30 protein-coding genes are annotated in these 26,416 nt (G+C 37.7%); 27 read left to right on the top strand and 3 right to left on the bottom strand.

Translation table 11 applies throughout. The features are described from left to right. Positions 1-55: 55 nt before the first annotated feature. Both mscL and ACO052_RS11625 read right to left on the bottom strand, forming a co-directional pair. The gene (gene mscL / locus ACO052_RS11630) at positions 56-505 is read right to left on the bottom strand and encodes a large conductance mechanosensitive channel protein MscL (protein ID WP_422103930.1); all 450 of its coding nucleotides are present in this window, start codon (positions 503-505) and stop codon (positions 56-58) included. Positions 506-520: 15 nt separating this feature from the next. Continuing rightward, positions 521-910, bottom strand: coding sequence for a group III truncated hemoglobin (locus ACO052_RS11625; RefSeq protein WP_422103929.1), 390 nt, complete (start codon positions 908-910; stop codon positions 521-523). 45 nt (positions 911-955) lie between these two features. Between ACO052_RS11625 and ACO052_RS11620 the strand changes: the two genes are divergently transcribed. The 12 genes from ACO052_RS11620 to ACO052_RS11565 all read left to right on the top strand — a co-directional run bounded on the left by ACO052_RS11620 (position 956) and on the right by ACO052_RS11565 (position 13,285). Further along, a complete protein-coding gene (locus ACO052_RS11620; protein ID WP_422103928.1) occupies positions 956-1,762 on the top strand; it encodes a Rossmann-like and DUF2520 domain-containing protein in 807 nt (268 codons plus the stop codon). 30 nt (positions 1,763-1,792) lie between these two features. Next, on the top strand, positions 1,793-2,332 hold the full coding sequence (locus ACO052_RS11615; RefSeq protein WP_422103927.1) for a KdsC family phosphatase: 540 nt from the start codon (positions 1,793-1,795) through the stop codon (positions 2,330-2,332). A 3-nt stretch (positions 2,333-2,335) separates the two neighbouring features. Beyond that, the gene (locus ACO052_RS11610; protein WP_422103926.1) at positions 2,336-2,650 is read left to right on the top strand and encodes a hypothetical protein; all 315 of its coding nucleotides are present in this window, start codon (positions 2,336-2,338) and stop codon (positions 2,648-2,650) included. A 9-nt stretch (positions 2,651-2,659) separates the two neighbouring features. Continuing rightward, on the top strand, positions 2,660-3,586 hold the full coding sequence (locus tag ACO052_RS11605) for a geranylgeranylglycerol-phosphate geranylgeranyltransferase (protein ID WP_422103925.1): 927 nt from the start codon (positions 2,660-2,662) through the stop codon (positions 3,584-3,586). A 209-nt stretch (positions 3,587-3,795) separates the two neighbouring features. Next, positions 3,796-4,386: a Maf-like protein gene (locus ACO052_RS11600; protein ID WP_422103924.1), complete on the top strand. Its 591-nt coding sequence runs from the start codon at positions 3,796-3,798 to the stop codon at positions 4,384-4,386. A gap of 31 nt (positions 4,387-4,417) precedes the next feature. Next, a complete protein-coding gene (locus ACO052_RS11595) occupies positions 4,418-5,359 on the top strand; it encodes a septum formation inhibitor Maf (RefSeq protein ID WP_422103923.1) in 942 nt (313 codons plus the stop codon). 177 nt (positions 5,360-5,536) lie between these two features. After that, positions 5,537-6,055: a mechanosensitive ion channel domain-containing protein gene (locus ACO052_RS11590; RefSeq protein WP_422103922.1), complete on the top strand. Its 519-nt coding sequence runs from the start codon at positions 5,537-5,539 to the stop codon at positions 6,053-6,055. Positions 6,056-6,069: 14 nt separating this feature from the next. Beyond that, positions 6,070-7,149 (top strand): magnesium/cobalt transporter CorA, encoded by a 1,080-nt coding sequence (gene corA / locus ACO052_RS11585; RefSeq protein WP_422103921.1) that lies wholly within the window; start codon positions 6,070-6,072, stop codon positions 7,147-7,149. A gap of 163 nt (positions 7,150-7,312) precedes the next feature. Beyond that, positions 7,313-9,832 carry a PIG-L family deacetylase gene (locus ACO052_RS11580; RefSeq protein WP_422103920.1) on the top strand — a complete coding sequence of 840 codons (2,520 nt, stop codon included), beginning with the start codon at positions 7,313-7,315 and terminating at the stop codon, positions 9,830-9,832. A 21-nt stretch (positions 9,833-9,853) separates the two neighbouring features. After that, entirely contained in the window at positions 9,854-10,348 is a 495-nt protein-coding gene (locus ACO052_RS11575) for a hypothetical protein (RefSeq protein WP_422103919.1), read from the top strand. Positions 10,349-10,484: 136 nt separating this feature from the next. After that, entirely contained in the window at positions 10,485-12,311 is a 1,827-nt protein-coding gene (locus ACO052_RS11570; protein ID WP_422103918.1) for a sodium:solute symporter, read from the top strand. Beyond that, entirely contained in the window at positions 12,308-13,285 is a 978-nt protein-coding gene (locus ACO052_RS11565) for a Gfo/Idh/MocA family protein (RefSeq protein WP_422103917.1), read from the top strand. Before ACO052_RS11570 ends, ACO052_RS11565 begins: the two co-directional genes overlap by 4 nt. Before the next feature lie 65 nt (positions 13,286-13,350). On the opposite strand, the gene ACO052_RS11560 is transcribed toward ACO052_RS11565, so the two are convergent. Continuing rightward, on the bottom strand, positions 13,351-14,199 hold the full coding sequence (locus ACO052_RS11560) for a DUF2911 domain-containing protein (protein ID WP_422103916.1): 849 nt from the start codon (positions 14,197-14,199) through the stop codon (positions 13,351-13,353). Positions 14,200-14,359: 160 nt separating this feature from the next. Between ACO052_RS11560 and ACO052_RS11555 the strand changes: the two genes are divergently transcribed. From ACO052_RS11555 to ACO052_RS11485, 15 genes are all read left to right on the top strand, one after another. Continuing rightward, complete coding sequence (locus ACO052_RS11555; RefSeq protein ID WP_422103915.1) at positions 14,360-14,689, top strand: ArsR/SmtB family transcription factor; 330 nt, start codon at positions 14,360-14,362, stop codon at positions 14,687-14,689. 10 nt (positions 14,690-14,699) lie between these two features. Then, complete coding sequence (locus ACO052_RS11550; RefSeq protein ID WP_422103914.1) at positions 14,700-15,170, top strand: DUF6428 family protein; 471 nt, start codon at positions 14,700-14,702, stop codon at positions 15,168-15,170. 11 nt (positions 15,171-15,181) lie between these two features. Continuing rightward, positions 15,182-15,673 (top strand): GNAT family N-acetyltransferase, encoded by a 492-nt coding sequence (locus ACO052_RS11545; RefSeq protein ID WP_422103913.1) that lies wholly within the window; start codon positions 15,182-15,184, stop codon positions 15,671-15,673. A 12-nt stretch (positions 15,674-15,685) separates the two neighbouring features. Continuing rightward, positions 15,686-16,303, top strand: coding sequence for a protein-tyrosine-phosphatase (locus ACO052_RS11540; RefSeq protein ID WP_422103912.1), 618 nt, complete (start codon positions 15,686-15,688; stop codon positions 16,301-16,303). After that, positions 16,300-16,968: an MIP/aquaporin family protein gene (locus tag ACO052_RS11535; RefSeq protein ID WP_422103911.1), complete on the top strand. Its 669-nt coding sequence runs from the start codon at positions 16,300-16,302 to the stop codon at positions 16,966-16,968. Before ACO052_RS11540 ends, ACO052_RS11535 begins: the two co-directional genes overlap by 4 nt. A 101-nt stretch (positions 16,969-17,069) precedes the next feature. Next, on the top strand, positions 17,070-17,726 hold the full coding sequence (locus tag ACO052_RS11530; RefSeq protein WP_422103910.1) for a TetR family transcriptional regulator C-terminal domain-containing protein: 657 nt from the start codon (positions 17,070-17,072) through the stop codon (positions 17,724-17,726). Continuing rightward, positions 17,727-19,037: an ABC1 kinase family protein gene (locus ACO052_RS11525; protein ID WP_422103909.1), complete on the top strand. Its 1,311-nt coding sequence runs from the start codon at positions 17,727-17,729 to the stop codon at positions 19,035-19,037. Further along, positions 19,038-19,676, top strand: a complete 639-nt coding sequence (locus tag ACO052_RS11520; RefSeq protein ID WP_422103908.1) for a flavin reductase family protein — start codon at positions 19,038-19,040, stop codon at positions 19,674-19,676. Then, a complete protein-coding gene (locus tag ACO052_RS11515) occupies positions 19,676-21,097 on the top strand; it encodes an SDR family oxidoreductase (RefSeq protein ID WP_422103906.1) in 1,422 nt (473 codons plus the stop codon). The genes ACO052_RS11520 and ACO052_RS11515 overlap by 1 nt, the downstream gene beginning before the upstream one ends. Then, positions 21,094-21,240 (top strand): DUF2256 domain-containing protein, encoded by a 147-nt coding sequence (locus ACO052_RS11510; RefSeq protein ID WP_422103904.1) that lies wholly within the window; start codon positions 21,094-21,096, stop codon positions 21,238-21,240. The genes ACO052_RS11515 and ACO052_RS11510 overlap by 4 nt, the downstream gene beginning before the upstream one ends. After that, complete coding sequence (locus ACO052_RS11505; RefSeq protein ID WP_422103903.1) at positions 21,213-22,517, top strand: DASH family cryptochrome; 1,305 nt, start codon at positions 21,213-21,215, stop codon at positions 22,515-22,517. Before ACO052_RS11510 ends, ACO052_RS11505 begins: the two co-directional genes overlap by 28 nt. Positions 22,518-22,610: 93 nt before the next feature. Continuing rightward, positions 22,611-24,113 carry a cryptochrome/photolyase family protein gene (locus ACO052_RS11500; RefSeq protein ID WP_422103902.1) on the top strand — a complete coding sequence of 501 codons (1,503 nt, stop codon included), beginning with the start codon at positions 22,611-22,613 and terminating at the stop codon, positions 24,111-24,113. Continuing rightward, the gene (locus ACO052_RS11495; protein ID WP_422103901.1) at positions 24,092-25,582 is read left to right on the top strand and encodes a deoxyribodipyrimidine photo-lyase/cryptochrome family protein; all 1,491 of its coding nucleotides are present in this window, start codon (positions 24,092-24,094) and stop codon (positions 25,580-25,582) included. Before ACO052_RS11500 ends, ACO052_RS11495 begins: the two co-directional genes overlap by 22 nt. A gap of 99 nt (positions 25,583-25,681) precedes the next feature. After that, positions 25,682-26,113 carry a hypothetical protein gene (locus ACO052_RS11490; RefSeq protein WP_422103900.1) on the top strand — a complete coding sequence of 144 codons (432 nt, stop codon included), beginning with the start codon at positions 25,682-25,684 and terminating at the stop codon, positions 26,111-26,113. Then, positions 26,110-26,382, top strand: a complete 273-nt coding sequence (locus ACO052_RS11485; RefSeq protein ID WP_422103899.1) for a TIGR03643 family protein — start codon at positions 26,110-26,112, stop codon at positions 26,380-26,382. Before ACO052_RS11490 ends, ACO052_RS11485 begins: the two co-directional genes overlap by 4 nt. The last annotated feature ends 34 nt before the right edge of the window (positions 26,383-26,416 follow it).

Below are 26,416 nucleotides of genomic sequence, written 5' to 3'. Positions count from 1 at the left end.
TAAATTTTTAGCTGTCACTTTTGCTTTCCTAATCGCTTAGCATCTTAAATTTTAATTAATTCGAAGCTCTAGACTTTAACAATTGATTTTGCTCTTCCATCAAATGTTTTAAGTCAGACAGGAGTTCTATATCTTTTGGAGTCACAACCGTATGGTCGTCGGCATCTTGTGCTTTATTGCGTAATCGGTTCATCCCTTTGACTACAATAAAAATCGTGAAACCAATGATTAAAAAGTCGAGAAAGACTTCCAAAAGTGCACCATAAGCTACGACAACTTCACTTGTTGTGATGGTTCCCGTTGCATCGGTAATGGCATCTCTAAGCACCAATTTCTTATCCTGAAAGTTAATCCCATCGGACAGCAAGGACAAGGGAGGCAACAATACTTGCTTAGCCAATACATCGATGACCTTGTTAAATGCGGCACCAATGATAATACCAATGGCCATGTCCATCATATTGCCTTTTACGGCAAACTCTTTAAATTCATTAAGAAGTTTCATAATTCGTTAGTTGTTTTATTTAGTTCTAGCTTCAAAAATCTTTAAATATAAAAATGTACCCATTTTTCGGGCACGACGTTTGGCATTTTCGGCATAATCCCCTTCGAACAATTCATCTATGGTTTGATACCATAAATTCAACCATAAGCCAAAATGTAACTCTGTAATCGTGTTGTTGTGAGCTGCATCGACCTTGACATGAGCCTCTAGGGGGTTACCATAATACTTGGTTTTTAAAAACAAACTCGATTCCCAAAAGGTCGTTAAATGCTCTAGGTGCGTATCCCAATCTTTAATCGTCTTATTAAAAAAAGGGCCTAGAACCTCATCTTTTCTAATTTTGGCGTAAAAAGTAGAAACCAACTTAAACACATCTGCTCTACTTTTAATATCTGATTTGTCCATAGTTCAAAGTTATTCTTTTAATCTAAATCTTACTATTTTTACAGCATGATAACTGTCGTTCTTCTTGGCGCTGGCAATGTGGCCATACATTTGTATAAAGCGTTTAAATCGTCTGATGCTGTTACTTTGATACAGTGGTATAATCGCTCCTACAGCGCTATATCCTCCTACGCCAATGCCGTTGAAACCACGGATGATTTATCGCAAATAAAAGCGGCGGATATTTATATTTTGGCGATCAGCGATGACAGTATTACTAAGCTATCCAAAGACCTGCCTTTTGAAAATCGCTTAGTGGCCCATACCTCAGGTAGTGTTTCTATTCACGATTTGGACAAAAAAAATCAGCGTGCTGTGTTTTACCCAGTACAAACCTTTTCTAAAGGGGCAGATCTCGACTTTAGTGCTATACCAATTTGTATTGAAGTTACTGAAAAGTCTAACCTTCAGTTTATGAAGGGTTTGGCTGAAGCCTTAGGGTGTACGCCTTATAGAATCACTACAGAGCAACGACAGACCATACACTTATCCGCCGTTTTTGTCAATAATTTCACCAATCAATTGTATCGCATTGCCCACGAGATTAGTGATGCGAAAAGCATAAATTTTGATATCTTAAAGCCCTTAATATTAGAAACGGCCAAAAAGGTTCAGGACATGTCACCCTATATGGCGCAAACAGGACCAGCAAAACGCAACGATAAAAAAACCATCAGAAGGCATTTAAAGCAAATAGAGAATGAAGCACACAAAGCCATTTATGAATTGTTGACCGCTTCAATCAAAAAAACTCATGGTGTCTCGACTGTTCCCAATAACCAAAGAAAGACTAAAGATAAAACGGGTCACTGAGGTTCTCGAAGTGACACATTATAAAAACAAATGGATAAATCAGACGCTAAAAGCTATAAAGAACATTTAATAAATATTACCACCTTTATCTTCGATGTTGACGGTGTCCTCACCGATGGCACTATTACAGTTACCACTGATGGAGAAATGCTGCGAAGCATGAGTATTAAAGATGGTTTTGCCTTAAAAACAGCTGTGGATGCGGGGTTTAAGGTCTGTATCATTTCTGGGGGCTCTAATGAAGGCGTTCGAAAACGACTAAGAGGTCTTGGTATTACCGATATTTATCTCGGGGCACACCACAAAATTGAACAGTTGGATGAATATTTGGATATTTACAATATCAAGCCCGAATCCGTGTTGTATATGGGAGATGACATTCCAGATTATCCGGTGATGAAACTAGTAGGCTTACCGTGCTGCCCTCAGGATGCGGCACCTGAGATTAAGGCAATTTCGAAGTATATCTCGCACAAAAATGGCGGCAAAGGTGCCGTGCGCGATGTGATAGAACAGGTGCTTAAAGTCCATGGTAAATGGAATAGCAATTTCGATGCAAAATACGACTAATACATGGGACGCAGAAGTAGAAGACATAGTACAGGTTTTGGTTATATAGGTTTTGGCAACAGCCAATCGACCTTTAACCAAAAAACCTCTGTGCCCTTTTCTGTATATAAAGAAAAACTAGATCTCGAAGCTCACCTCCATTACGAAATGGAGTTTATGCACAAAGATTTAAGCAAGGCTGACAAGCAAAAAATAAAAGATAAAATAAGAAAGCAAGAACGCAGGCTATTTATTAGAACCACCATTGTAAGCCTTATTGTTTTTGCTGGAGTGGCGTATATCGCTTATTATTTAATCAATCAAATTCTCTCTCGTTAATCCCATTACATGATTCATTTTCTAAATCTAATGCGCTGGAAAAACCTAGTTATGATTGCCCTAGCGCAAATCTTAATTAAGTATGCACTGCTCCTCCCCTTTTTTGAAAGTCATGGAGTTATGACTACACTGAGCCCTTTGAACTTTTCATTATTGGTAATTGCTACCGTTTGTATTGCCGCTAGTGGTTATGTCATTAACGACATCTACGATATTGAAACGGATAAAGTCAATAAACCAGAACGGTTGATTGTTAATAGACATATTTCGGAAAAGGTAGCGCTTAGATTATTTATTATACTCAATATTATAGGAGTTGGGCTAGGCTTTTATCTATCTAATGGTATTGGAAAATCAGGTTTTTTTGTCATTTTTATTATAGCCTCTGCACTGCTATACATTTACTCATCTTACTTAAAGCAGATGTTACTCATCGGAAATATTGTGGTGTCTCTGACGGTAGCTTTGAGCTTGCTTTTAGTAGGGATTTTTGAATTACTGCCCGTTATAAATGAAGAAAATAGAGAAGTTCAGATATTCTTTTTTCGACTTATTTTAGACTACGCCATTTTTGCCTTTATGATTAACTTTATTCGAGAACTGGTTAAGGATATTGAAGATATTGATGGTGATCATAAAGCTGGTATGCAAACACTGCCCATCGCATTAGGCCGAGAACGCAGCACTAAAATTGTATGTATACTGTCGTTGATTCCATTATTCTCTGTAGTCTACTACGTCATTACCAACTTGTTTAAACAACAGCTTTTTGTCGGTTATTTCCTCATCTTCGTCATAGCACCTTTAATCTATATCACTATAAAACTATTTGGTGCAGAACATAAATCACATTATAAACATTTAAGTTTAGTACTTAAATTAGTTATGCTAACAGGATTGCTTTCAATTACACTATATCCATATTTGTTGAAATGAAATTCACTAAGGAGCTTAATGTCATTCCGACAGACCCCGAGAATTCGGGGGACGAGGAATCTCACAGTTTCATTTTGCAATGAGATTTCTCACTTCGTTCGAAATGACAAATACGTTCAAGAAGTTTATAGAAACTAAAGTGGTTGCAATAAAATTTCAGTCCTACAAAGTGTACATGCAGGGTTTTAACTTTTAATTAGATAATATAAATGCTCAACGACCAACTCAAAGAATACAACCTCATTTTGGCATCGGCTTCGCCCAGGCGCCATGCGTTTTTAAAGGCTATGCTTATCGATTTTGAGGTCCAACTGCATCCCGTAGATGAAGTTTATCCCAAAACTCTGAAAGGTACCGAAATCACCGATTTTTTAGCCAAGTTAAAAGCGGAGGCTTTCAAAAAGAACCTTGCGGAAAAGGATATCTTAATTACGAGTGACACTATTGTTTGGTTGGATGGGAAAGCCGTCGAAAAACCAAAAAATGAAGAAGATGCCTTTAGGATGATAAAATCCTTAAGCAATACCACGCACCAAGTAATGACCTCGATTTGTTTTACGCAAAGACACCGTCAAAAACTCGTCAACACAACCACTAAAGTAACCTTTAAAGCATTGACAGATGAAGAAATCTGGTTCTATGTCAACAGTTATAAACCCCTAGACAAAGCTGGTGCCTACGGCATACAAGAATGGATTGGGGCTATCGGCATTACCCACATTGAGGGCTCCTACAATAATGTGGTAGGCCTACCCACGCATTTGTTTTATGAAACGTTAATTAACATAGTTAACACCTAATATCTTCTTATTTTTGTAAAAAACTTGAAAAATGAACAAATCCATAAAAGCACTTGTCGTTTTTTTATGCTTTATATGTATGCTAATTATCGTCATGTCTTGCAAAGACGATAGACCTGAAACTACTGAAATACTTGCGATATCTGAAATAAAAGAAGCTCCTGTAAAGCCAAAAACTAAGCTATCTCAAGAATTCAAAGCCTATTGGTATGCTGGCGAAGCCGAAATCACCTCTTACAAACTAGAACAGGCACGTTATGGAGAACTACGAGATGGTACTGCCGTATTAGTTTTTGTTACCGAAGATTTTTTACCCAAGGCCCAAGTCAAAGCAGATCATTATAGTGAATCTAATACCCCCGTTCTAAAACTCAATGCTACCAAAAATTTTAATACGGGGATTTACCCCTATTCTATTATGCAGAGTACGTTCTATCCTGTGGCTAATAATGCCCACGCTTTAAAAGTTTCGGCGTCTATTCAAGAGTGGTGCGGACAAGTCTATACTCAAATTAATAATAGAACTGATTTTGAAGTGATGTCGCATTCTTACTTTCAGAGTGAAGCCGACCAACACTTTAATATTGAAAAAACCTGGACCGAAAATGAACTATGGACGAAACTCCGCATCGACCCAAAAAGCCTACCCACTGGAGAAATAGATGTCGTGCCATCTTTAGAGTTCATCCGTTTAAGACACAAAGACATCAAAGCCTATAACGCCTTTGCTAGCCTAGACGGCGGCACTTATACCATCACATATCCTGAGCTCAACAGAACACTTAAAATCAATTTTAATCTAGAATTTCCATATGACATTTCTGGTTGGGAAGAAACCACCAAAAGCGGTTATGGTGCTTCAGCAAAGACCTTAACAACAAAAGCCACGAAGTTAGAATCTATTAAATCGGCCTATTGGAGCAAAAATAGTAATGTAGACGAGAGTTTGAGAAAAACTTTAAAACTACAGTAATAGTAGGTGTTTCGAGTAAATTCTGCCCTTTAAAATTATAAAATTTATATCGAGAAGTAGGATGAATTCAATATCCAGTTCTCGACACATTCCTATCCCAATAGCTATTGGGACAGTCGGAACACTAAACCGACACCTATTTTAAACTATATTTGTTACAGATCAAAGTACTGTAACATGATACAATTCTTCGAAACCTACCGTTCTGAAATTATCTATTCGGTCATCGTACTCATTGTCCTATTCATTGTAAGGACCATCATCGTGCTTAGTGTTAAACGCATCGGGAAGCGTAGTGGTACAACGGAAGCAAGAGCCCATTTAATTGGTCGTTATGCTACAGTAACATTAGTGCTTATGGCGTTTCTTATAGAAGCCTTTATTTTGGGGTTCGACACACATGATATTACCTTGGTATTTTCCTCGGTATTTGCGGTTATTGGCATAGGGCTATTCGCTATTTGGTCTATTTTAAGTAATATAACCTCGGGAGTTATTATGTTTTTCTCCTTTCCTTATAAAGTGGGGGATAAAATAAAGATTCACGATAAGGATTATCCCGTTGAAGCCATTATTGAAGATATAAGAGCATTTCAATTACTGTTACGTGAAGATAATGGAGACTTAGTCACCTATCCAAATAATCTTATTCTTCAAAAGGCTGTAACTTTAATACAAAAAGATGCTTTAAATTAAAGTATCCCCTAAATATGGCAAAAAGAGCTAGTAAAAAACGTACTCAAGATTATGTGAAGCATATCGGTCAGGTCCCTGGCACCCTTATTTATACGGGTGAAAAATCAGATAAGGATTTTCAGGTGGAGTGTTTCGATTACACAAAAGAAAATGTTGAAGAATCCATACTCCTCAATATTGAAGAGGCCGTCAACTACAAAGAAACAGATTCGGTGACTTGGATTAATGTGGATGGCCTTAAGCACACCGATAAAATTGAAAATATAGGTAAGCAGTACAACCTACATCCTCTAGTTTTAGAAGATATCGTTAACACCACCCAACGTCCAAAAATTGATGAATACGAAGCCTATTTGTTTTTGGTATTAAAAATGCTTTATTACGATAAAAATGACAATTTAGTCATTGAGCAGGTTAGCCTTGTACTTGGAAAGAACTATGTTCTGACCTTTCAAGAATCTGAAGGTGATGTTTTTGGAACCATAAGACACAGGTTACGTCATAATAATGGAAGAATTAGAGGCCTTAAGTCGGATTACCTTATGTATGCATTAATCGATGCTGTGGTCGATCATTATTATACCATTATTGAAACTTTAGGGCATAAAATTGAAGATGTAGAAACCGAATTATTTGAAGGACAAGCAAGGGACGATGTAAATATTGAAATTCAACAACTCAAACGAGAAATCCTAAAAGTTCGACGTGCTATTTTTCCATTGCGCGAAATCATTAGCAGAATTACTAAAGATGATCAACCCTTAATCTACAAACGTACAATTACTTATTATAGAGATATTTACGATCACCTAATTCAAGTATCAGAGAATATAGATATTTATCGTGAAATGGTTTGGAGTTTAATGGATATGTACATGACGACCATTAGTAATAAGATGAACGAAGTGATGAAAGTATTAACTATTATTGCGACAATTTTTATTCCATTGACCTTTATTGCTGGCATTTATGGCATGAATTTTCAGTTCATTCCTGAACTTCAATATAAATATGGCTACTTCGTGCTTTGGGGTATAATGATTCTAATGTTCTTGGCCATGCTATATTATTTTAAACGCAAGAAGTGGTTGTAGTTATTTTGTGATTTTCAGATATGAATCGACCCGATTCTTGGAATATATCAGCAATAAGCTTGCAAGGAAACATCAGGTATATTTTAACGTTAAACAAAACCTAAAACCAAACCCATAAGTTAGTTACTTTTATATATTTGAAACGTCACTAACTCATAAGCACATGCGCCGGATTACACTTTGCCTATGTTTCGTATTAGGTAGCTTGGTTACATTAAAAGCACAGCAACCCCAAAAACTGAGTTCTTCTGAAATCTATGAGGCCGTTCAAAAACTCAATGTTTTGGGCTCAGTACTTTACGTTGCCGCACATCCCGATGACGAAAACACGCGCTTGATTGCTTATATGGCTAACGAAGTAAAGGCGCGAACAGCATACTTATCCCTAACACGTGGTGATGGTGGCCAAAACCTTATTGGACCAGAAATAAGAGAGCTGCTTGGTGTAATCAGAACGCAAGAACTATTGGCGGCCAGAGGTGTGGATGGCGGTGAGCAGCGTTTTTCTAGAGCTAATGATTTTGGCTATTCAAAACATCCTAGTGAGACCTTCGATATTTGGGATAAAGATCAAGTTCTGGCGGACGTCGTTTGGGCCATTAGAGAGTTTAAACCAGATATTATCATCAACCGCTTCGATCACAGAACGCCAGGAAGTACACATGGTCACCATACGGCATCTGCCATGTTGAGTATGGAAGCTTTCGATTTGACCAATGATGCTTCAAAATATCCGTCGCAGCTAAGTCTTACGGAAACTTGGCAGCCCAAACGTTTGTTCTTTAATACCTCTTGGTGGTTTTATGGTAGTCGAGAAAACTTTGAGAAAGCAGACAAAAGCAACATGATCAATTTTGATATCGGTGTTTATTATCCCACTAAAGGCATGTCTAATAACGAGGTGGCCTCTTTGGCAAGCAGTCAGCATCTGTGCCAAGGCTTTGGGCGTTTAACCACACGCGGTACTCAGGAAGAATACATTGAATTTTTAAAAGGAGAACCTCTAGATGGCAGTAATGACGTGTTCGCTGGAATCGATACCTCTTGGAGCAGAATTGAAGGTGGACAAGCCATCGGAGACATTTTAAATGGGATTGAAAAGAATTTCAATTTTATAAATCCTGCTGCACACCTACCACAGTTGTTAGAAGCTTACAAATTGCTCCAAACCGTAAAAAATGAGCATTGGAAAACAATTAAATCCAAAGAACTTAAAGCTATTATCGAAGCTTGTGCTGGTCTGTATTTGGAAGTTTCGGCTAGCGCACCACATACCTCACCAAACTCTACAATTAGCCTGAGAATAGAAGCTTTAAATCGAAGTAATGCAAAAATAAACCTAGTATCCTACAAGCTGTCTACACTTCAAAATGGGATTTCAAAAAACATGGAAATGCCCGAAAACGAGCGTTTAAATTTCGAAGAAGGTATTACGATTCCTAGTGATATCGCCACTACGGCGCCTTATTGGCTCAATAAGAAAAGTTCCTTGGGCATGTATCATGTTGAAGAGCAACAACTCATAGGATTACCTGAAACGCCAAGAGCAGTCTTTGTCGATTTTAATCTAAATATCAATGGCACGCCACTAACAATTACAAAACCAGTGGTGTATCGCTATTCAAAACCAGATCAAGGGGAATTATACAGACCCTTTGAAATTATACCAGAAGTATCTGCTAGTATAAGTAATAAGGTATTCATTTTCGAAAACGATCAACAAAAAGAGATTGAAATCACTGTGAAAGCAGGTCGTGATGCTGTCGAAGGTTATGTGCAAATGGCATATCCAAACGATTGGAGCGTCTATCCTGAAAAACAAAAAATTGAAATCGCCAATAAAGGAGATATCCAGAAAGTAGTTTTTACAGTGCTTCCACCCAAAGGCCAAAGTGAAGGATTGATTACGCCAATGGTAAATATCAACGGAGAATTCTACACGGACGAACTCATAGAAATTGACTATGACCATATTCCCTATCAAACGGTATTGCTGCCAAGCAAGAGTAAGGTGGTACGCCTAGGTATAACTAAACGCGGCAACAATATTGGCTACATTGAAGGTGCTGGGGATGTTGTCCCTGAGAGTTTACGTCAAATCGGTTATAATGTCACCATTATAAAGCCTGAGCAAATTGCTCCTGAAAACCTTATAAATTTTGATGCTATCGTAGTCGGCATAAGAGCTTATAACATTTTGGATGAATTAAAATTCAAGCAAAAATTCCTATTAGATTATGTTAATGAAGGCGGTAATTTAATCGTGCAGTACAATACCAATCGACGCATTAAAACCGACAATATTGCGCCTTATGATTTGCAACTCTCAAGGGATCGTGTTACCGATGAAAATGCCGAAGTCAGAATTTTAGATCCTAATCACCCAATACTTAATTATCCAAACAAGATTACCCAAGAAGACTTTAAAGGATGGGTTCAAGAACGGGGTCTCTATTTCCCTAATCAATGGTCCGATGAGTTTACTCCCTTGTTAGCGATGAATGACAAAGGGGAAAGCTCAAAAGAAGGTAGCTTACTTGTCGCCAAATACGGCAAAGGAAATTATATATATACGGGCTTGAGTTTCTTCAGGGAATTTCCTGCCGGTGTTTCTGGCGCTTATCGCCTTTTCGCCAATCTATTGTCTGCTGGAAAAGAAGACCAAACAACCCTAAAAAACTGATATTATATATTATTCATTTAATTGAAATTAAAAATCTTGATAAAAACTTATGTGATAATATCGACCTTTTTAGTCTGTCTGAGCCTTCAATCTCAGACAATCGAAAACCAATCTGATGAAATTAATTTTCTAATCAATTATATACCCTCAAATCTAGCAAATGAAGATTATAAATCTGATTTTGAAAAAAAACATAAGACTAAAGTTAGTTCTCTTAATACGTTATTCTCAATATGTTTGGCAAAAAATGAATTAAAGCTAACTGATGCTACATTTTTAGTATTAGAAAATCATGTAAGAGAACTAGCTACAGAATTTTTTAATGACGGAAAATTATTATTACTCAATGGGTATATGTCTGATGGATGCAGTTCTATCAAATCTGAAATGATTAAAGGTGTGAAAATAAAAACTCTAATATGGTGCCACGGGGTTCTTTATAAAAAACACTCTAACATTTCAAGATTTTTTGACATCTTCAACGAGCAAATGAAGAATTTAATCTCTAAAAACTAACAACTGATTAATATGCACAACCCTGACCAACCTCAACCAAAACAAAAATGGGATAAAATGTATACCATTGTCTTAATTGCTAATGCCCTGTACATTGTTCTATTTTACTTCATAACGGCTTCATTCGCTTAAGCTTATGCAACAAACTTTAGATTGGATTGACTGGACGGTTTTAATAGTCACTTTAGCTACTATTGTAGGCTATGGTACTTGGAAAACTAGAGGCAGTAAAAACGTTCAGGACTATGTTAGAGGTGGAAACTCCTCAAAATGGTGGACCATCGGCTTGTCCGTTATGGCCACCCAAGCCAGTGCTATCACCTTTTTATCCACCACAGGTCAGGCCTTTTCGGACGGTATGGGATTTGTTCAATTTTATTTTGGACTACCCATCGCTATGGTCATTATCTGCTTGGTATTTATTCCGTTATACCATCGTCTGAAAGTCTACACGGCTTATGAATTTTTAGAAAACCGATTTGACCTAAAAACCCGGACCCTTACCGCCATTCTATTTTTGATTCAACGCGGTTTAGCTGCTGGTATTACCATCTTTGCACCAGCCATTATCCTATCGGTCGTCTTGGGCTGGAATATCATAACTCTTAACATTATCATCGGTGTCCTTGTCATCATCTATACCGTTTCGGGAGGAACAAAGGCAGTAACGGTAACTCAAAAGCAACAAATGTTTGTCATTTTTGCTGGTATGATTGCGGCTTTGGTCATTATTATTAATTTAATTCCTGATAAAGTTTCTTTTACCGATGCCATAGATATTGCTGGCGCTACAGGTAAAATGCAAGTTTTGGATTTCTCTTTTGATTTAAACAATAGATATACCGTTTGGACTGGATTTATTGGCGGTACTTTTTTAATGTTGTCCTATTTTGGGACCGATCAAAGTCAAGTACAGCGCTACTTATCGGGTAAATCCATGAAGGAAATGCAAATGGGCCTACTCTTTAATGGCTTGTTGAAAGTCCCTATGCAGTTTTTTATCTTGTTGGTTGGAGTCATGGTATTTGTTTTTTACCAATTTAACCCCTCACCTCTCAACTTTATTGATGCATCTACTCAAAAGGTTTTAGCCTCTGAATATGGTAATGCCTATAAAACACTTCAGGATAAACAGGCTGAACTTTTCGATACCAAACAACGCCTAAGTCTAGCTTATACTGAAAGTAAAAACCCTGATTTGAAATCTGAGTTATTCGCAATTGACAGCTTAGAAAAAACCTATCGTTCAGAATCAAAATTCCTGATCAAAAAAGCCATAGATCCCGAATATAGAGACGAATACATCAAACTTCAAAAGGAAGTTGAAGACTTAAAATCTAATCCTGAAAGTGAAATCTATAAGGAAAAATCAGCGCAACTAAACACACTGTATAAAGATGCCGCTAAGGACACGGAAACCAATGACAGGGATTATATGTTTATCACTTTTATTTTGAATCACCTACCCAAAGGTTTAATTGGCCTTTTACTGGCTGTAATTCTTTCTGCAGCTATGTCCTCTACGGCTTCAGAAATTAATGCATTGGCCACCATTACCTCGATAGACTTATACGGAAGAAACTTAAAAGACGATAAAGGAGAGCAACACATGGTCAATATGACCAAATGGTTTACCTTTGGTTGGGGCATCGTAGCTATTATCATTGCTTGTTTTGCCAACCTTGCAGAGAACCTTATTCAACTCGTCAACATTATTGGATCCATATTTTACGGTAATGTACTGGGCATCTTCTTGTTGGCATTTTTCTTTAAACACATTAGAGGTCATGCGGTTTTTATTGGAGCACTGATTACTCAGGTTTTTATCATTGTACTTTATTTCTTAGATAATTTCGAAATTATCAATTTACCGTATTTATGGCTTAATTTAATTGGCTGTGTTATTGTTATGGTCATAGCTCATATTTTACAACCCATAATACCTAAAAAGGTAAAGGCTTGAGTCTAAAAGTTATTCGTTGGGGCATCATTGGTGCAGGGAAAATCGCCAAAAAATTCGCTCTTGATTTGAGCACATTGGACAACACTGAACTTTATGGTATAGCTTCGCGCAATCTCTTAAAAGCGGAAAAGTTCGCATCCGAATTTAATGCTAGTGCATCCTATGACAGTTATGAAGCATTGGTTTTAGATCCAAATATAGATGCCGTCTATATTGCAACCCCACATAGTTTTCATCATACCCATACCCTGCTCTGCTTAAACCACAACATTCCGGTGTTATGCGAAAAGCCTTTTGCTATGAATCTCAATGAAGTCAAAGACATGATTCAAATGGCCCAAAAGCACAATACGCTGTTAATGGAAGCCCTATGGACCGCATTCTTACCGCATTTTCAATATGTGACAAAGCTTATAGAAACCAAGTATTTTGGTGAGGTTATTAAAATGGAAGCCGATTTTGGTTTCCATCCATTATATGATGAAAATTCAAGAGTATTTGACAAAGCCCTAGGTGGAGGAAGCTTATTGGATATAGGCATCTACCCTATTTTCGCTGCACTTTCGACGCTCGGAATACCGAATCGTATCGAAGCAAAAGCTGAGACCTTCCCTAATGGAGCAGATTCCAATTGTGAGATGATATTTCATCACAACAAGGCAAAAGCACATTTAAAAAGCACCTTACTCGAAGAGACCAAAACAGAAGCTACGTTGTATTGCGAATATGGAACCATTAAAATCAATGGACGCTTTCACGAGCCATCGTCGGTCTTGCTGATTGACCGACAGGGGCATACCGAATTGAAAACGTTTGATTATAAGACCATCGGTTATAGTTACGAAATAGCCCATTTTAATAATCTCATAAGGCAAGGCAAAAAGGAAAGCAATATGATGTCATTCGATAGAAGTATGGATCTCATTGCTACCCTAGATAGGGTTAGGCATTGTATAGGTTTAAATTATAGCTGATGTAAACAAAAAAAGCGTAACTCAATAAGTTACGCTTTTCAGATATTTCTCTTAAAGAGCATGTATTACATCGCTCCCCATTCCTTTAAGGACTCTTTATTCATCTTAATATAGTCTGCATTTTCAGCTTTTGTTGCACCTTCAAGCGACTTTTTAGCGGCTGCAATGGCACCTTTTTTATCACCATTGGCTGCATGAATCAGAGACTGCTGTCTCAAGTACCAAAAACGTGGCTGATCACTGGTCATCTCTACGGCCTTATCGATCCATTTCATGGCCTTATCCAAATCCTTACCTTCAGATAAGCTATAGACTGCCGCAGCATAATAATCATTAGGTGATGGTCCGGACATCACTTTATTTATAGAAGCAGACACCTTGGTATCTGTAGGTACTTCAAACTTTACAGCGGCATACGTATTCTCCCAGATAAAACCAATGTGTGCAGAACTATTAGTGACATCATCAATTCCAATAGTCCAAGTTTCAACACTCATAGGCATCTCATAAGCCTTGGCAGAAGCTTTAGCAGCTACTTTAGAATCGTCCCACTCTCTTGGAGTACCCCAATTTTCAGTATCAGAGTAGAAAACGACATCCCAAGATTCTTTATTTGGAGAAATAAAAATAGCATAAGAACCTGCTTTTACATTATTACCATCAATAGTAACATCATCACTAAACGTAATGGTTGTATTCTTGTTAGCGCCGGCTCTCCACATCTTGCCATAAGGAACTAAATCTCCAAATATCTTTCTTCCTTTCATACTCGGGCGAGAGTATTCTAGGGTAACGTCAGTAAGACCAACCTTTTGTTCAATTTTTGTAAAAGGACTCGGTTGGGGGGTTTCAACTTGCGCACTTACAGAAAACGTAAGTGTTAATGCAAATACAAAAAGTACTAATTTCTTCATTTTGATTAGTGTTAAGTGATTTTTTATTAGTGGCATAAAGGTACTATATAACCTAGGGTATAGGTGTTAAGGAATACTTAAAAGAAGTAAATTTTTAGGCTAATAGGTCTAATAAATCGAATATTAATCGTAATATTGCAATATATAAATGAATTGATCAATGGGACTCACAAAAACTGAGATTTTTACCGATGTACAGAATGAAATCGCAACACTTGCGAAGGCGTTTGCACACCCAGCACGTGTAGCTATCTTGCATCATCTTTTTAAAACAAATTCTTGTATTTGTGGGGATTTAGTGGAGGAAATTGGACTAGCACAAGCGACTATTTCTCAACATCTTAAAGAACTGAAAACCTTGGGCTTGATAAAAGGTAGTATCGAAGGAACCAGTGTTTGCTACTGTATCGATCAAGACAAATGGTCCGAAATGAAACATGTATTAAACGTATTTTTTAACCAAGACATAAAATCCAACGACTGTTGTTAAATTTTTAAATATGAAATTATCAGAAATAAAATCAAAGCTCAAAACGCTAGATACTATAGCTTTTCAATTACCAAATGGCACCTTAGTGCCTAGGCATTTTCACGTCACCGAAGTAGGCAAAGTTACAAAAGACTTTATAGATTGTGGTGGCACCGTTAGACATGAAGAAGTCGTTAACTTTCAACTTTGGGAAGCCAACGACTACGATCATAGACTACATCCCGAAAAACTGTTGAAGATTATAGAACTCTCTCAAAATGTCCTAAACATTGGTGATTTGGATATTGAAGTTGAATACCAAGGCGATACTATTGGCAAGTACAATTTAGACTTTGACGGTAAGCACTTTTTATTGACTACAACCCAAACCGATTGTTTAGCCAAAGACAATTGTGGCATTCCTTCAGAAAAACCACGTGTGCGACTATCGGATTTACAAAAAACATCGGCTTGTTGTGAGCCAAATTCAGGGTGTTGTTAAGCTTGTAATACATGGTCTTTGTTTCCATTAAGCGTTCAAATTATGCGGCTGTAGCAGAAATCTATAAATTGGGTATTGCTGCTGGTTATGCCACATTTGAAACTGAAATTCCTGATTTTAATACCTGGGACAAAAAGCATTTGTCCTATTGCAGATTTGCGCTAAAACAAAACTCAAAAATCTTAGGTTGGGGAGCTTTAAGCAAAGTATCGGACCGAAATTGTTATAAAGGTGTGGCCGAAGTAAGTGTATATGTTCACCCAGAAGCTCAAGGAAAGTCCATCGGTACACAATTGCTTCTAAAACTAATAGATGAAAGCGAAAAAAATGGTATTTGGACCCTACAAGGTGGTATCATGGAAGGCAATATTGCTAGTCTAAAACTTCACAAAAAATGCGGTTTCAGAACCATCGGCTATAGAGAAAAGATCGGATGTCTTAATGGGCAATGGAAAAACAAAGTCATATTAGAAAGACGAAGTAAAATAGTAGGTATATCCTAAAACGCACAATACATGATTTATAATAGCATCGCTCGTACCCTAGGCCAACTAGAAAGTAAATCCATCCCGGATGAACGAAAAGAGATTTTACAACAACTGATTGATTTCATTCAGAATAAAATCAAGGATGGAGCGATTATTAACTTGAATTTTATTTGTACCCATAACTCTCGTCGTAGTCATTTATCTCAAGTCTGGGCACAAACATTAGCTCATTACCATAACATCGGTAATGTATTTACATACTCTGGTGGAACCGAAGCTACTGCCCTATTTCCATTGGTGGCAAAAGCGCTAGAAACTTCCGGGTTTAAGATTGAAAAACTTTCTGATACGAGCAATCCAGTCTATGCCATTAAATATTCTGAGGTAACCCATCCTATTATTGGATTCTCAAAACCATTTGATGCAGCCTTCAATCCGTCATCAGAATTTGCAGCAATTATGACTTGTGATTCGGCGAACGAAGCTTGTCCCTTTGTACCAGGATCAGAACAACGTATTCCCTTGACCTATGAAGACCCTAAGGCATTCGACAATACACCACAACAGGCCGAAATGTATTTAGAACGTAGCCTTCAAATCGCAACGGAGCTAAACTATGTGTTCTCAAACTTAAAAACCTTATGAAAAAAGCATTTGCAGAGTTAGTAGGTACCTTTTCTATGGTATTTTGCGGTTGTGGTGCTATGACCGTGAATGAAATCACAGGCGGTGCCGTATCTCATGTTGGTATTGCTATAACTTGGGGGTTGATTGTGATGGCTATGATCTATGCCTTTGGGGAGATATCTGGCGCACATTTTAATCCTGCAGTGACTATAGCATTTGCTTTCGCAAAGCGATTCAGGTGGGCTGATGTTCCAGTATACATTTTATTTCAAGTTGTAGGCGCATTTCTTGCTATTGGAACCCTATGGATTTTATTTCCAGAGAGCAATAGCTTTGGGCACACCTACCCAGCGGAAGGCTTTGCTCCATATAAAGCCTTTATCTTAGAACTATTGCTAACGTTTTTTTTAATGGTAGTCATTATCAATGTATCTACAGGAAGCAAAGAAATAGGCACTATGGCTGCCATAGCCGTCGGTGCTGTAATTCTGTTGGAAGCCATGTTTGCAGGCCCCATGACCAAGGCCTCCATGAATCCAGCTAGATCCTTAGCCCCAGCAGTGGTTTCAGGAAATCTTCAGCATTTATGGTTGTATCTGTCCGCACCAGTTATTGGAGCTCTTTTGGCCGTAATGAGCTGCAAACTGGTTAAGGAGGATGACTGTTGTAAAGACGGTTGTTAAGCCAACATATAGGCGAAAATCCATCCATCTTGTTAAATTTTGTTTAACCTTTAATTAAAATAGTTAAACAATTTGTATCTTTACATGGTAAAGTAAATACCATGGCTAAGAAAAAATCAATATCACAAACAGACATCGTCGGGTTTTACATGGATTATGTGTTGACACATAACGAAAATCCTAAATCCGTTTACGCATTCGCGAAGGACCATAATTTCGAAGAACAAGAATTCTATGGCTTTTTTGCTTCCTTTGACTCTTTAGAGCGATCTATCTTTAAAATATTCTTTGACAATGCGCATGCTGTCTTAGAAAAAAGTGAAGACTACTTAACCTTTGACGCCAAGAATAAATTATTGAGTTTCTATTACACCTTCTTCGAGGTATTGACAGCGAACAGAAGTTATGTGACCTATGCCCTTGATGGCCATAAATCTTCTTTAAAATCGCTTAGAACGCTCGTCCATCTCAAGAAAAGATTTGTCAACTATATCGAGCACCTCAACATTAAAACAATTGACCTTAAACAAGAACAATTGGTGCGGTTACAAAACAGAAGTTTAAAAGAATCGGCTTGGCTACAATTATTAATGACTATGCGGTTTTGGCTGGATGATACTTCACCGGGGTTCGAAAAAACAGATTTATTTATTGAGAAATCCGTTAGGGCGAGCTTCGATTTAATAGATACTGCACCACTCAAAAGTATTATTGATCTCGGTAAATTCTTGTATAAAGAAAAAATGCACATGAACTAAATGAAGACCATAGATAGTATACCCATAACCAAAATATCCCGTGCCTCAAAACTGGTTAGTACAGGTGCTAAAGTCGGTGTTAATTATTTAAAATATTACGGAGACAAAATGGTGAATTCTAAAGAAGAAGCTAAGGAACGTCTCAATAAAAACAACGCAGAAGATATTTACGATAGCCTTAAAAAGCTTAAGGGCAGTGCACTCAAGGTCGCACAAATGCTTAGTATGGAAAAGAGTATCTTACCAAAAGCTTATGTAGAAAAATTTTCCCTATCTCAGTTTTCCGTACCACCATTATCACCACCTTTGGTGATAAAGACATTTAAAAAATATTTTGGGAAACATCCCAATGAACTTTTTGATACTTTCAACGCAACTTCAGTTAATGCTGCGAGCATTGGTCAAGTACACATCGCAGATAAGAATGGGAAAAAATTTGCTGTGAAAATCCAATATCCTGGAGTTGCGGAGAGTATCGCCTCAGACTTGGCTTTGGTGAAGCCTGTAGCGATTAAAATGTTCAATATCAAAGGTAAAGACTCGGATAAATACTTTCAGGAAGTTGAAGACAAATTGGTCGAGGAAACCAACTACCTTTTAGAAGTAGCACAGAGCAAAGCAGTCGTTGAAGCTTGTAAGCATATTCCAAACTTAAAGTTCCCTAATTATTATGAGGAATACTCTTCTGAGCGCATCATCACCATGGATTACATGAAAGGTGAACACCTTTCAGAATTTGTAGCGCATAATACGAATCAAGACTTATCCAATATCCTAGGACAGGCCCTATGGGATTTTTATATGTACCAGATTCATAAACTTAAAAAAGTGCATGCCGATCCCCATCCTGGTAATTTCTTAATTTCCGAAGATGGTCATTTAATCGCCTTAGATTTTGGTTGTATGAAATCCATCCCAGATGACTTTTATGTCCCGTATTTTGAACTTGCTAAAAAAGAAAGTATTGAAGACCCAAATATCTTCAAGGCAAAAATGTACGAATTGGAAATCTTGAGACCAGATGATTCTGAAGAAGAGATTCAGTTTTTTAGCGCAATGTTTCATGAATTACTAAGCCTCTTTACGCAGCCCTTTCATAACGACATTTTTGATTTTTCGAATCCAGAGTTCTTTAATCAGGTGGCAGAAATGGGACAGAAATATTCTAAGAGTACCGAACTCAGAAACATGAATGGTAATAGAGGGTCTAAGCACTTTATTTACATCAATCGTACATTCTTTGGCTTGTACAATCTCATGTTCGACCTCAAGGCCGAAAACATAAAAATCAACAATTTTATACATCTATAAATGGCTACATTTTCCTTAGAGGATATCAACACTATGCATCATTTATACCGTATCAACTTAATCAACAGTTGTTCTGGCTATAAGTCTGCAAATCTCATTGGTACTATAGATGAGCTTGGGACCTCTAATGTGGCGGTATTTAGTTCTGTAACACACCTAGGATCTAATCCTGGCTTGTTAGGTTTTTTCTTAAGACCTACAACGGTGATCAGGAATACCTATGATAATATCAAAACGACGGGACAATATACGCTAAATCACATCCACTTAGATATTCTAGAGGACGCCCATCACACTTCCGCTAAATATGATGCTTCTGTATCAGAATTTGATGTGACCGATTTGGAGGAAGAATATAAAGATGACTTTTCAGCCCCATTTGTTAAAGGCTGTCCGGTTCAAATGGCTATGGAATATGTTGAAGAATACCCAATTAAAGCAAACAATACCATTTTATTGATTGGTAAAATCACCAAATTATACGTTCCCGACGATTTATTAGAGAAAGATGGTTTCATTAATTTATCTAAAGGCAAAGTCGCCACTATTAATGGTTTGGACGGTTATGCTGTACCCGAGTTAAAAACCCGATTAGACTATCAAAGACCTAAAACCGTACTGGAAAAATTAAATGACTAATGCGTATTTTAATAACAGGCACAACGGGCTACATTGCCAAACGACTAGCACTTCAGCTGCTTGAAGCTAAGCACGAACTCATCTGTTGTGTCCGTGACATGAATCGCATTCCGGATGAAATCGAAACCCATCCATTATGTACGTTTATCAAGATTGATTTTCTTCATCCAAAAGCAGACCAAATCCCTAAAACCATAGATGTCGCCTATTACCTTATCCATTCTATGGCGACCAATGCCAAAAATTTTGAAAATCTGGAGCTTCAATGTGCATTAAACTTTAAACATCTTATAGAAGCCACTAGTTGTAAACAAGTCATCTATTTAAGTGGTATCGTCAATGACCATTCCTTGTCCAAACACCTGAAGTCGCGTTTACAAGTTGAGGATACCTTAAAATCATCCAAGTATGCCCTCACCACCTTCAGAGCAGGAATCATCGTAGGAAGTGGCAGCGCCTCATTTGAAATTATAAGAGATATTGTAGAGAAGCTTCCTCTTATGATTACACCAAAATGGCTAAACACCAAATCTCAGCCTATCAGTATCAGGGACGTTCTCACCTATTTGTCAAGTGCTATCGGAAAAAAACAACTATACAATAGATCATACGACATCTTTGGGCCCGAGATATTGACTTATAAAGATATGTTATTGCAGTTTGCTAAGGTTCGTGGGTTAAAAAGATACATATATACGCTCCCCATATTAACCCCTAAACTGTCATCGTATTGGTTATATTTTGTTACCTCTACGTCGTTTCAGTTGGCCCAAGCTTTAGTGGATAGTATGAAGGTCGAAGTCATTGGTAAACCCAGTGATATCAATGAACATATTGATATCGAGCCTATGACCTATAAAACGGCGGTGAATTTGGCCTTTCAAAAAATACAGCAAAATTCAGTGGTTTCTAGCTGGAAGGATGCTGTCAGCAGTGGCGTTTTTAAGGATCAGCTCTCCAAACACATCGAATTACCGCAGTTTGGTTGTTTTAAAGATGTGCGCTCCAGAAAAGTAAAGGACGAACAGTTCACGATAAACAAAATATGGAGTATTGGCGGGCGTAATGGCTGGTATAGTTTTAATGGTTTGTGGAAACTAAGAGGTTATGTCGACAAGTTGTTTGGTGGTGTAGGATTGCGTAGAGGCAGAACGCATGATACTTATTTAGAACCTGGTGATCCTTTAGATTTTTGGCGTGTTTTGTTCGCGGACAAAAGCGAAAAACGGCTATTACTCTTTGCAGAGATGAAGCTCCCCGGTGAAGCTTGGTTAGAGTTTAAGATCGTCAAGGATAAACTTTACCAACGTGCTGTATTTAGACCCAAAGGCGTTTGGGGGCGTTTGTATTGGTATATGGTTTTGCCATTCCACGCTTTTGTTTTTAAGGGTATGATTAATGCCTTGGTTGAGCCAAAATGAAAGGTGTTAAAAAACAACATCTCCCAGAAAAAATATGTCTGGTTTGTAAACGCCCATTCGTTTGGAGAAAAAAATGGGCTAAAAATTGGAATACTGTAAAATATTGTAGTGAAAGATGCAGAAGAACGAAAAAACGAACCTAGTTTGGTTTAGAAATGACTTAAGAACTATTGACAATGCCGTTTTAGCTGAAGCTTGTAAAAATGGTAAGCGTGTCATTGGCCTGTATTGTTTTGATCCTAGGCTATTTGAGTTGAATGCCTATGGATTTAAAAAAACCGAAAAGTTTAGGGCAAAATTCCTAATTGAATCTATTAAAGATTTAAAACTACAGCTAAATGCCTTAAATATTGATTTATTGGTTTACCATGATACACCAGAGGCTGTCGTACCAAAGCTCTGTGAAACTTTTAATGTTTCAAGTATTTACCTGCAAAAGGAATGGACCCAAGAAGAGGTGGATGTTGAAATTGCGGTAAAATCAAAATTATCAAATATTGGATGGCATTCTATGTACAACCAGTTTTTGTATCATCCTGATGATATCAATTTTGAGATTGACAATACACCACAGGTCTTCACCGTATTTAGAAAAAAACTTGAAAAATATATTGCCATACGTGAAACGATTCAAACTAAAAAACAATCTGAGGAATACAGAATCGACAACAACACATCCATTACCAGCCTTGCAGATTTAGGATTTGAAGATTTTCAGCCCCACCCGCATTCGGCATTCCCATTCAAAGGAGGAGAAAGAGAAGCTTTGAAGCGTTTGGAAGATTATACGTTTAACACCAAAAAACTCGGGGTTTACAAAAAAACCAGAAATGGTTTGGTCGGTGTAGATTATAGCTCAAAATTCTCGTCGTGGTTAGCAAATGGCAGTATGTCGGCGCGAACGATTTACTGGAAAGTAAAACAATTTGAACAAGAATATTTTAAAAATCAATCGACCTATTGGCTCATTTTCGAATTGATTTGGCGCGACTATTTTAAATACATCGCCATGAAACATAGAAACCACATTTTTAAATTAGGTGGCATTCTACAAAAAGATTATACATGGTCTACCAATGCCTCCCAAATAGAGCAATGGATCAATGGCGAAACGCCTTCCGATTTTGTCAATGCCAATATGATAGAACTAAAAGAAACGGGTTGGATGAGTAACAGAGGTCGACAAAATGTCGCATCGTATTTTGCCAAGGAACTCGAACTCGATTGGCGTATAGGCGCCTCATATTTCGAGTCCTTACTGATCGATTATGACGTACACAGTAATTATGGCAATTGGATGTACGTCGCTGGGGTTGGTAACGACCCAAGAGACCGAAAGTTTAATGTACAATTACAAGCAGAGCGCTATGATACTAGCGGAACATTTAGAAGGCTTTGGTTACAACCAAGTTTATTTTAAACTAATTGTCATTGCGAGGAATGAGGAACGAATGACGCGGCAATCTCATAAAATTAAAAGATTGCTTCACTGTGTTTGCAATGATTAAATCAAATGAAAACAAAAATGAAAGAAGCAACACTCATATTTCCACATCAACTGTTTAAGAACTCACCCGTTCTCGAATTGAACTGTGATATCTATATGGTCGAAGAGTTTCTGTTCTTTAAACATTATAAATTTCACAAACAAAAAATAGCCTTTCATCGCGCCACCATGAAAGCCTATGAAGCCTATTTGGCATCTAAAGGCAAGCAGGTACATTATATAGAAGCCACATCGGGCCTGTGTGACGTAAGAACCTTGATTCCAAGTTTGATTGCCGATGGGTTAAAACGACTACATATTATAAATCCTACGGATAATTGGCTTCAAAAGCATATTAAGTCCGTTTCAAAGTACATTACAGTAACCTGGTATGAGAACCCACTATTTATCAATTCTGAAGATGAGTTAAAGTCCTTTTTTAAACCGTCTAAGACCAAATTTTTTCAAACCGCATTCTACAAGCAACAGCGCAAAAACAGAAATATTTTGATGAATTCTGGAGCACCTTTAGGAGGCAAATGGACTTATGATACGGATAATCGCAAAAAATATCCAAAGGATAAAATACCACCACGTATAGAATTTCCTGACAAAACCGAGTATCATAGAGAAGCCGAAGACTATGTTGGTCAAAATTTTAGTACCCATTATGGAGAATTATCAGCATTGAGCATTTATCCTATAGACTTTGAAGCTGCGGAAGCCTGGTTGCAACAATTCTTTGACATAAGATTTCACGAATTCGGTATCTACGAAGACGCCATCGTCAAAGAAGCTCATTTTTTGAATCATAGTGTTCTATCACCGCTTATCAATGTCGGACTTTTAAACCCTATGGATGTCATACAAAAAGCCATTGCATACGCCCAATCCCATGATGTGCCCTTGAACTCAACAGAAGGTTTTGTCCGGCAGATTCTGGGCTGGCGGGAATTTATAAGAGGAGTCTATGAAGTAAAAGGTACCGAAGAACGCACCAAAAACTTCTGGAATTTTAAACGCAACATACCATCATCCTTTTATAATGGCACCACTGGGATTCCACCCATTGATGATGTTATTCGAAAGGTGAACAAAACCGCTTATGCGCATCATATAGAACGTTTAATGATTTTAGGCAACTTTATGGTGCTATGCGAGTTTGATCCCGATGATGTTTATAAATGGTTTATGGAATTGTTTATCGATGCGTACGATTGGGTGATGGTGCCCAATGTATATGGTATGAGTCTCTATGCCGATGGTGGTTTGATGTCTACTAAACCATATATCAGTAGCAGCAATTACATTATGAAAATGAGCAATTATAAAAAAGGGGATTGGCAATCGACTTGGGATGGTTTGTTCTGGACCTTTATGGATAAACACCGCGATTTCTTTTTGGGTAATCCGAGACTGGGCATGCTAATACGGACTTTTGATAAAATGAATCTGGAAACGAAGGAAAGGCACTTTAATAATGCGCAAACCTTTTTAGAGACTTTAGAATGGCAGACCGAGAACGCATAAATGTCGTTTGGCTAAAACGCGATCTAAGACTCGAGGATAACGAGGCCATTTCCAATGCCTTAAAGTCAAGCAAGCGCACGCTCTTACTCTATGTCTTTGAGTTTATACTGTTAAGCGACGACCATTACAGTCCTCGCCATTTTAATTTTATAAAAGAATCCTTAAAAGACATCAATGCGCAATTAAAACCATACAGCACCAAGGTATTGACGGTAACAAGCGATATACAGACGGCCTTTAACCTTATTCAGGAGTTTTACAAAGTCGATGCCATTTACTCACATACAGAAACTGGTTTACTCGTCACATACAATAGAGATAAAGAATTTACGCGCTATTGCAGAAACAACATGATTAACTGGGTGGAAAACAAAAACAACGGTGTTGAACGCGGTTTGACCAATAGGGATAATTGGTTTGAAAACTGGGAGGCGTACATGTATCAAGATCTAGAGGAGTTTCAACCAAAGGCCAACCAATTGCTCTCAATTCAAGATATTGAAACTTTGGAGAAGGTCTTAACAGTGACGGACTTAGAGACGCCGTCCGACACGAAATTTCAAAGAGGCGGCAGTGCCATAGGTTGGAAATACGCCAATTCTTTTTTAGAAAGTCGCCACGAAAGCTATATGTTTGACATTTCGAAGCCAGAAGCATCACGTACAAGCTGTAGCAGAATTTCGCCCTACATCGCTTGGGGTAATTTATCCATACGCCAAGTATTCCAAAAAGCGCAAGACGTCAAAACTAAGTCTAAGGATAAACGTCACATCGGCGCATTTATATCACGATTGCGATGGCAAGCTCATTTTATTCAGAAGTTCGAGATGGAGCATACCATGGAAAATGCCAGTGTCAATAAAGGGTATCACAAGCTTAAAAAGAGTATTTCAAAAGACTATCAAAAGGCCTGGCGCGAAGGACAAACAGGATTTCCCCTCGTAGATGCCAGTATGCGCTGTCTTATTGAAACGGGATATGTGAACTTTAGAATGCGGGCTATGTTAGCCTCCTTCTTTACACATATTTTATGGCAACCTTGGCAGGCCGCAACAACACATTTGTCGCAGCAGTTTCTGGATTTTGAACCGGGTATACACTTTCCACAGCTACAAATGCAAGCGGGAGAAACGGGTATTAACAACCTAAGGATTTATAATCCGACAGTGAACAGTCTAAAGCATGATCCCGATGCAGTTTTCATCAGAAAATGGGTTCCAGAGTTGGCTCACCTAGATACACCATTTGTACACGAACCTTACCTTATGACACCCATGGAACAGGCCTTCTTCAGTTTTAAACTGGGTGTTGATTATCCCTACCCCATTGTAGACATTAAAGAAAACCGGAAAAAAGCCAGCGATATCTTATGGAATATGAAAAAAGACGCCGAGGTTATCGAAGAAAGTTTTCGCATTCTCAAACGACATACCATAAGGGACAGAAATCGTATGTTAAGGAACGAATAGCCTGATTTTAAAGGTAATTTTCTTACATTCTTAATTCTGTGTTAAACTTTGTTTAACTTTAAATACAAAAGGTTAAACATTTTGTATATTTACCATGTCATGATATTGAACACAACACATCACCATCCTGAACATAAACAAATTATAGCTGACCTTATTGGCAGTCCTTTTAGTTTGGTACAGAAATTGAAAATGCATGGTGTGGGCTCTAAACGTATGATTGTTGACGAAGTGAGTCCTAATATGCAGAGCATGATGAACAAAGTGTCAGATATTAATTATGCGAATATTGAATTACGACCTAAGGGTATCTTGGTGATGATCAATCAAGGCTTGAAAAATTTCACCTGGATTATTCCTTATTATCAATTAGTGATTTATAAGGTCAATGGTTCTAGCATTCATGCGCAAGGCAGATTCATACACTTTAGAAACAACAAGACGTTCAAGGAAAATAAAAAGTTTTTTGACAAACTTATGGATGAAAAAGTGAAATATGACATGCAGTTTGCCATGCCTGAGAGTATATGATTTTAGAGATAAAAGATATTGATAGAATAGTAGAAATGGCTTGGGAAGACCGCACTCCTTTCGAAGCTATTACTTTTCAATTTGGACTTAAAGAACAAGAAGTCATAGCGTTGATGCGACGAGAAATGAAACCGAGCAGTTTCAAAATGTGGAGAGCACGCGTGCAAGGCAGGGCAACAAAACATATTAAAAAAAGAACTTTTGACAAAGGCCGATTTAAATGCTCGCGTCAAAGAACTATAACAAATAACTCTATTTCAAAACGTTAACACGTGCTTTGATTTAAGTGTGGAGTACTTAAAG

It is taken from the genome of Winogradskyella sp. (assembly GCF_965228925.1).
Lineage (GTDB): Bacteria > Bacteroidota > Bacteroidia > Flavobacteriales > Flavobacteriaceae > Winogradskyella.
Note: the sequence above shows the minus strand (reverse complement) of the source record. Positions and strands in the feature narration are given on the sequence as shown.

What these genes read in the sequence shown, in the direction of transcription:
- mscL (WP_422103930.1), bottom strand. Translation starts at nt 505, where the DNA reads ATGAAACTTCTTAATGAATTTAAAGAGTTTGCCGTAAAAGGCAATATG.
- ACO052_RS11625 (WP_422103929.1), bottom strand. Translation starts at nt 910, where the DNA reads ATGGACAAATCAGATATTAAAAGTAGAGCAGATGTGTTTAAGTTGGTT.
- ACO052_RS11620 (WP_422103928.1), top strand. Translation starts at nt 956, where the DNA reads ATGATAACTGTCGTTCTTCTTGGCGCTGGCAATGTGGCCATACATTTG.
- ACO052_RS11615 (WP_422103927.1), top strand. Translation starts at nt 1,793, where the DNA reads ATGGATAAATCAGACGCTAAAAGCTATAAAGAACATTTAATAAATATT.
- ACO052_RS11610 (WP_422103926.1), top strand. Translation starts at nt 2,336, where the DNA reads ATGGGACGCAGAAGTAGAAGACATAGTACAGGTTTTGGTTATATAGGT.
- ACO052_RS11605 (WP_422103925.1), top strand. Translation starts at nt 2,660, where the DNA reads ATGATTCATTTTCTAAATCTAATGCGCTGGAAAAACCTAGTTATGATT.
- ACO052_RS11600 (WP_422103924.1), top strand. Translation starts at nt 3,796, where the DNA reads ATGCTCAACGACCAACTCAAAGAATACAACCTCATTTTGGCATCGGCT.
- ACO052_RS11595 (WP_422103923.1), top strand. Translation starts at nt 4,418, where the DNA reads ATGAACAAATCCATAAAAGCACTTGTCGTTTTTTTATGCTTTATATGT.
- ACO052_RS11590 (WP_422103922.1), top strand. Translation starts at nt 5,537, where the DNA reads ATGATACAATTCTTCGAAACCTACCGTTCTGAAATTATCTATTCGGTC.
- corA (WP_422103921.1), top strand. Translation starts at nt 6,070, where the DNA reads ATGGCAAAAAGAGCTAGTAAAAAACGTACTCAAGATTATGTGAAGCAT.
- ACO052_RS11580 (WP_422103920.1), top strand. Translation starts at nt 7,313, where the DNA reads ATGCGCCGGATTACACTTTGCCTATGTTTCGTATTAGGTAGCTTGGTT.
- ACO052_RS11570 (WP_422103918.1), top strand. Translation starts at nt 10,485, where the DNA reads ATGCAACAAACTTTAGATTGGATTGACTGGACGGTTTTAATAGTCACT.
- ACO052_RS11560 (WP_422103916.1), bottom strand. Translation starts at nt 14,199, where the DNA reads ATGAAGAAATTAGTACTTTTTGTATTTGCATTAACACTTACGTTTTCT.
- ACO052_RS11555 (WP_422103915.1), top strand. Translation starts at nt 14,360, where the DNA reads ATGGGACTCACAAAAACTGAGATTTTTACCGATGTACAGAATGAAATC.
- ACO052_RS11550 (WP_422103914.1), top strand. Translation starts at nt 14,700, where the DNA reads ATGAAATTATCAGAAATAAAATCAAAGCTCAAAACGCTAGATACTATA.
- ACO052_RS11545 (WP_422103913.1), top strand. Translation starts at nt 15,182, where the DNA reads ATGGTCTTTGTTTCCATTAAGCGTTCAAATTATGCGGCTGTAGCAGAA.
- ACO052_RS11540 (WP_422103912.1), top strand. Translation starts at nt 15,686, where the DNA reads ATGATTTATAATAGCATCGCTCGTACCCTAGGCCAACTAGAAAGTAAA.
- ACO052_RS11535 (WP_422103911.1), top strand. Translation starts at nt 16,300, where the DNA reads ATGAAAAAAGCATTTGCAGAGTTAGTAGGTACCTTTTCTATGGTATTT.
- ACO052_RS11530 (WP_422103910.1), top strand. Translation starts at nt 17,070, where the DNA reads ATGGCTAAGAAAAAATCAATATCACAAACAGACATCGTCGGGTTTTAC.
- ACO052_RS11525 (WP_422103909.1), top strand. Translation starts at nt 17,727, where the DNA reads ATGAAGACCATAGATAGTATACCCATAACCAAAATATCCCGTGCCTCA.
- ACO052_RS11520 (WP_422103908.1), top strand. Translation starts at nt 19,038, where the DNA reads ATGGCTACATTTTCCTTAGAGGATATCAACACTATGCATCATTTATAC.
- ACO052_RS11515 (WP_422103906.1), top strand. Translation starts at nt 19,676, where the DNA reads ATGCGTATTTTAATAACAGGCACAACGGGCTACATTGCCAAACGACTA.
- ACO052_RS11510 (WP_422103904.1), top strand. Translation starts at nt 21,094, where the DNA reads ATGAAAGGTGTTAAAAAACAACATCTCCCAGAAAAAATATGTCTGGTT.
- ACO052_RS11505 (WP_422103903.1), top strand. Translation starts at nt 21,213, where the DNA reads ATGCAGAAGAACGAAAAAACGAACCTAGTTTGGTTTAGAAATGACTTA.
- ACO052_RS11500 (WP_422103902.1), top strand. Translation starts at nt 22,611, where the DNA reads ATGAAAACAAAAATGAAAGAAGCAACACTCATATTTCCACATCAACTG.
- ACO052_RS11495 (WP_422103901.1), top strand. Translation starts at nt 24,092, where the DNA reads ATGGCAGACCGAGAACGCATAAATGTCGTTTGGCTAAAACGCGATCTA.
- ACO052_RS11490 (WP_422103900.1), top strand. Translation starts at nt 25,682, where the DNA reads ATGATATTGAACACAACACATCACCATCCTGAACATAAACAAATTATA.
- ACO052_RS11485 (WP_422103899.1), top strand. Translation starts at nt 26,110, where the DNA reads ATGATTTTAGAGATAAAAGATATTGATAGAATAGTAGAAATGGCTTGG.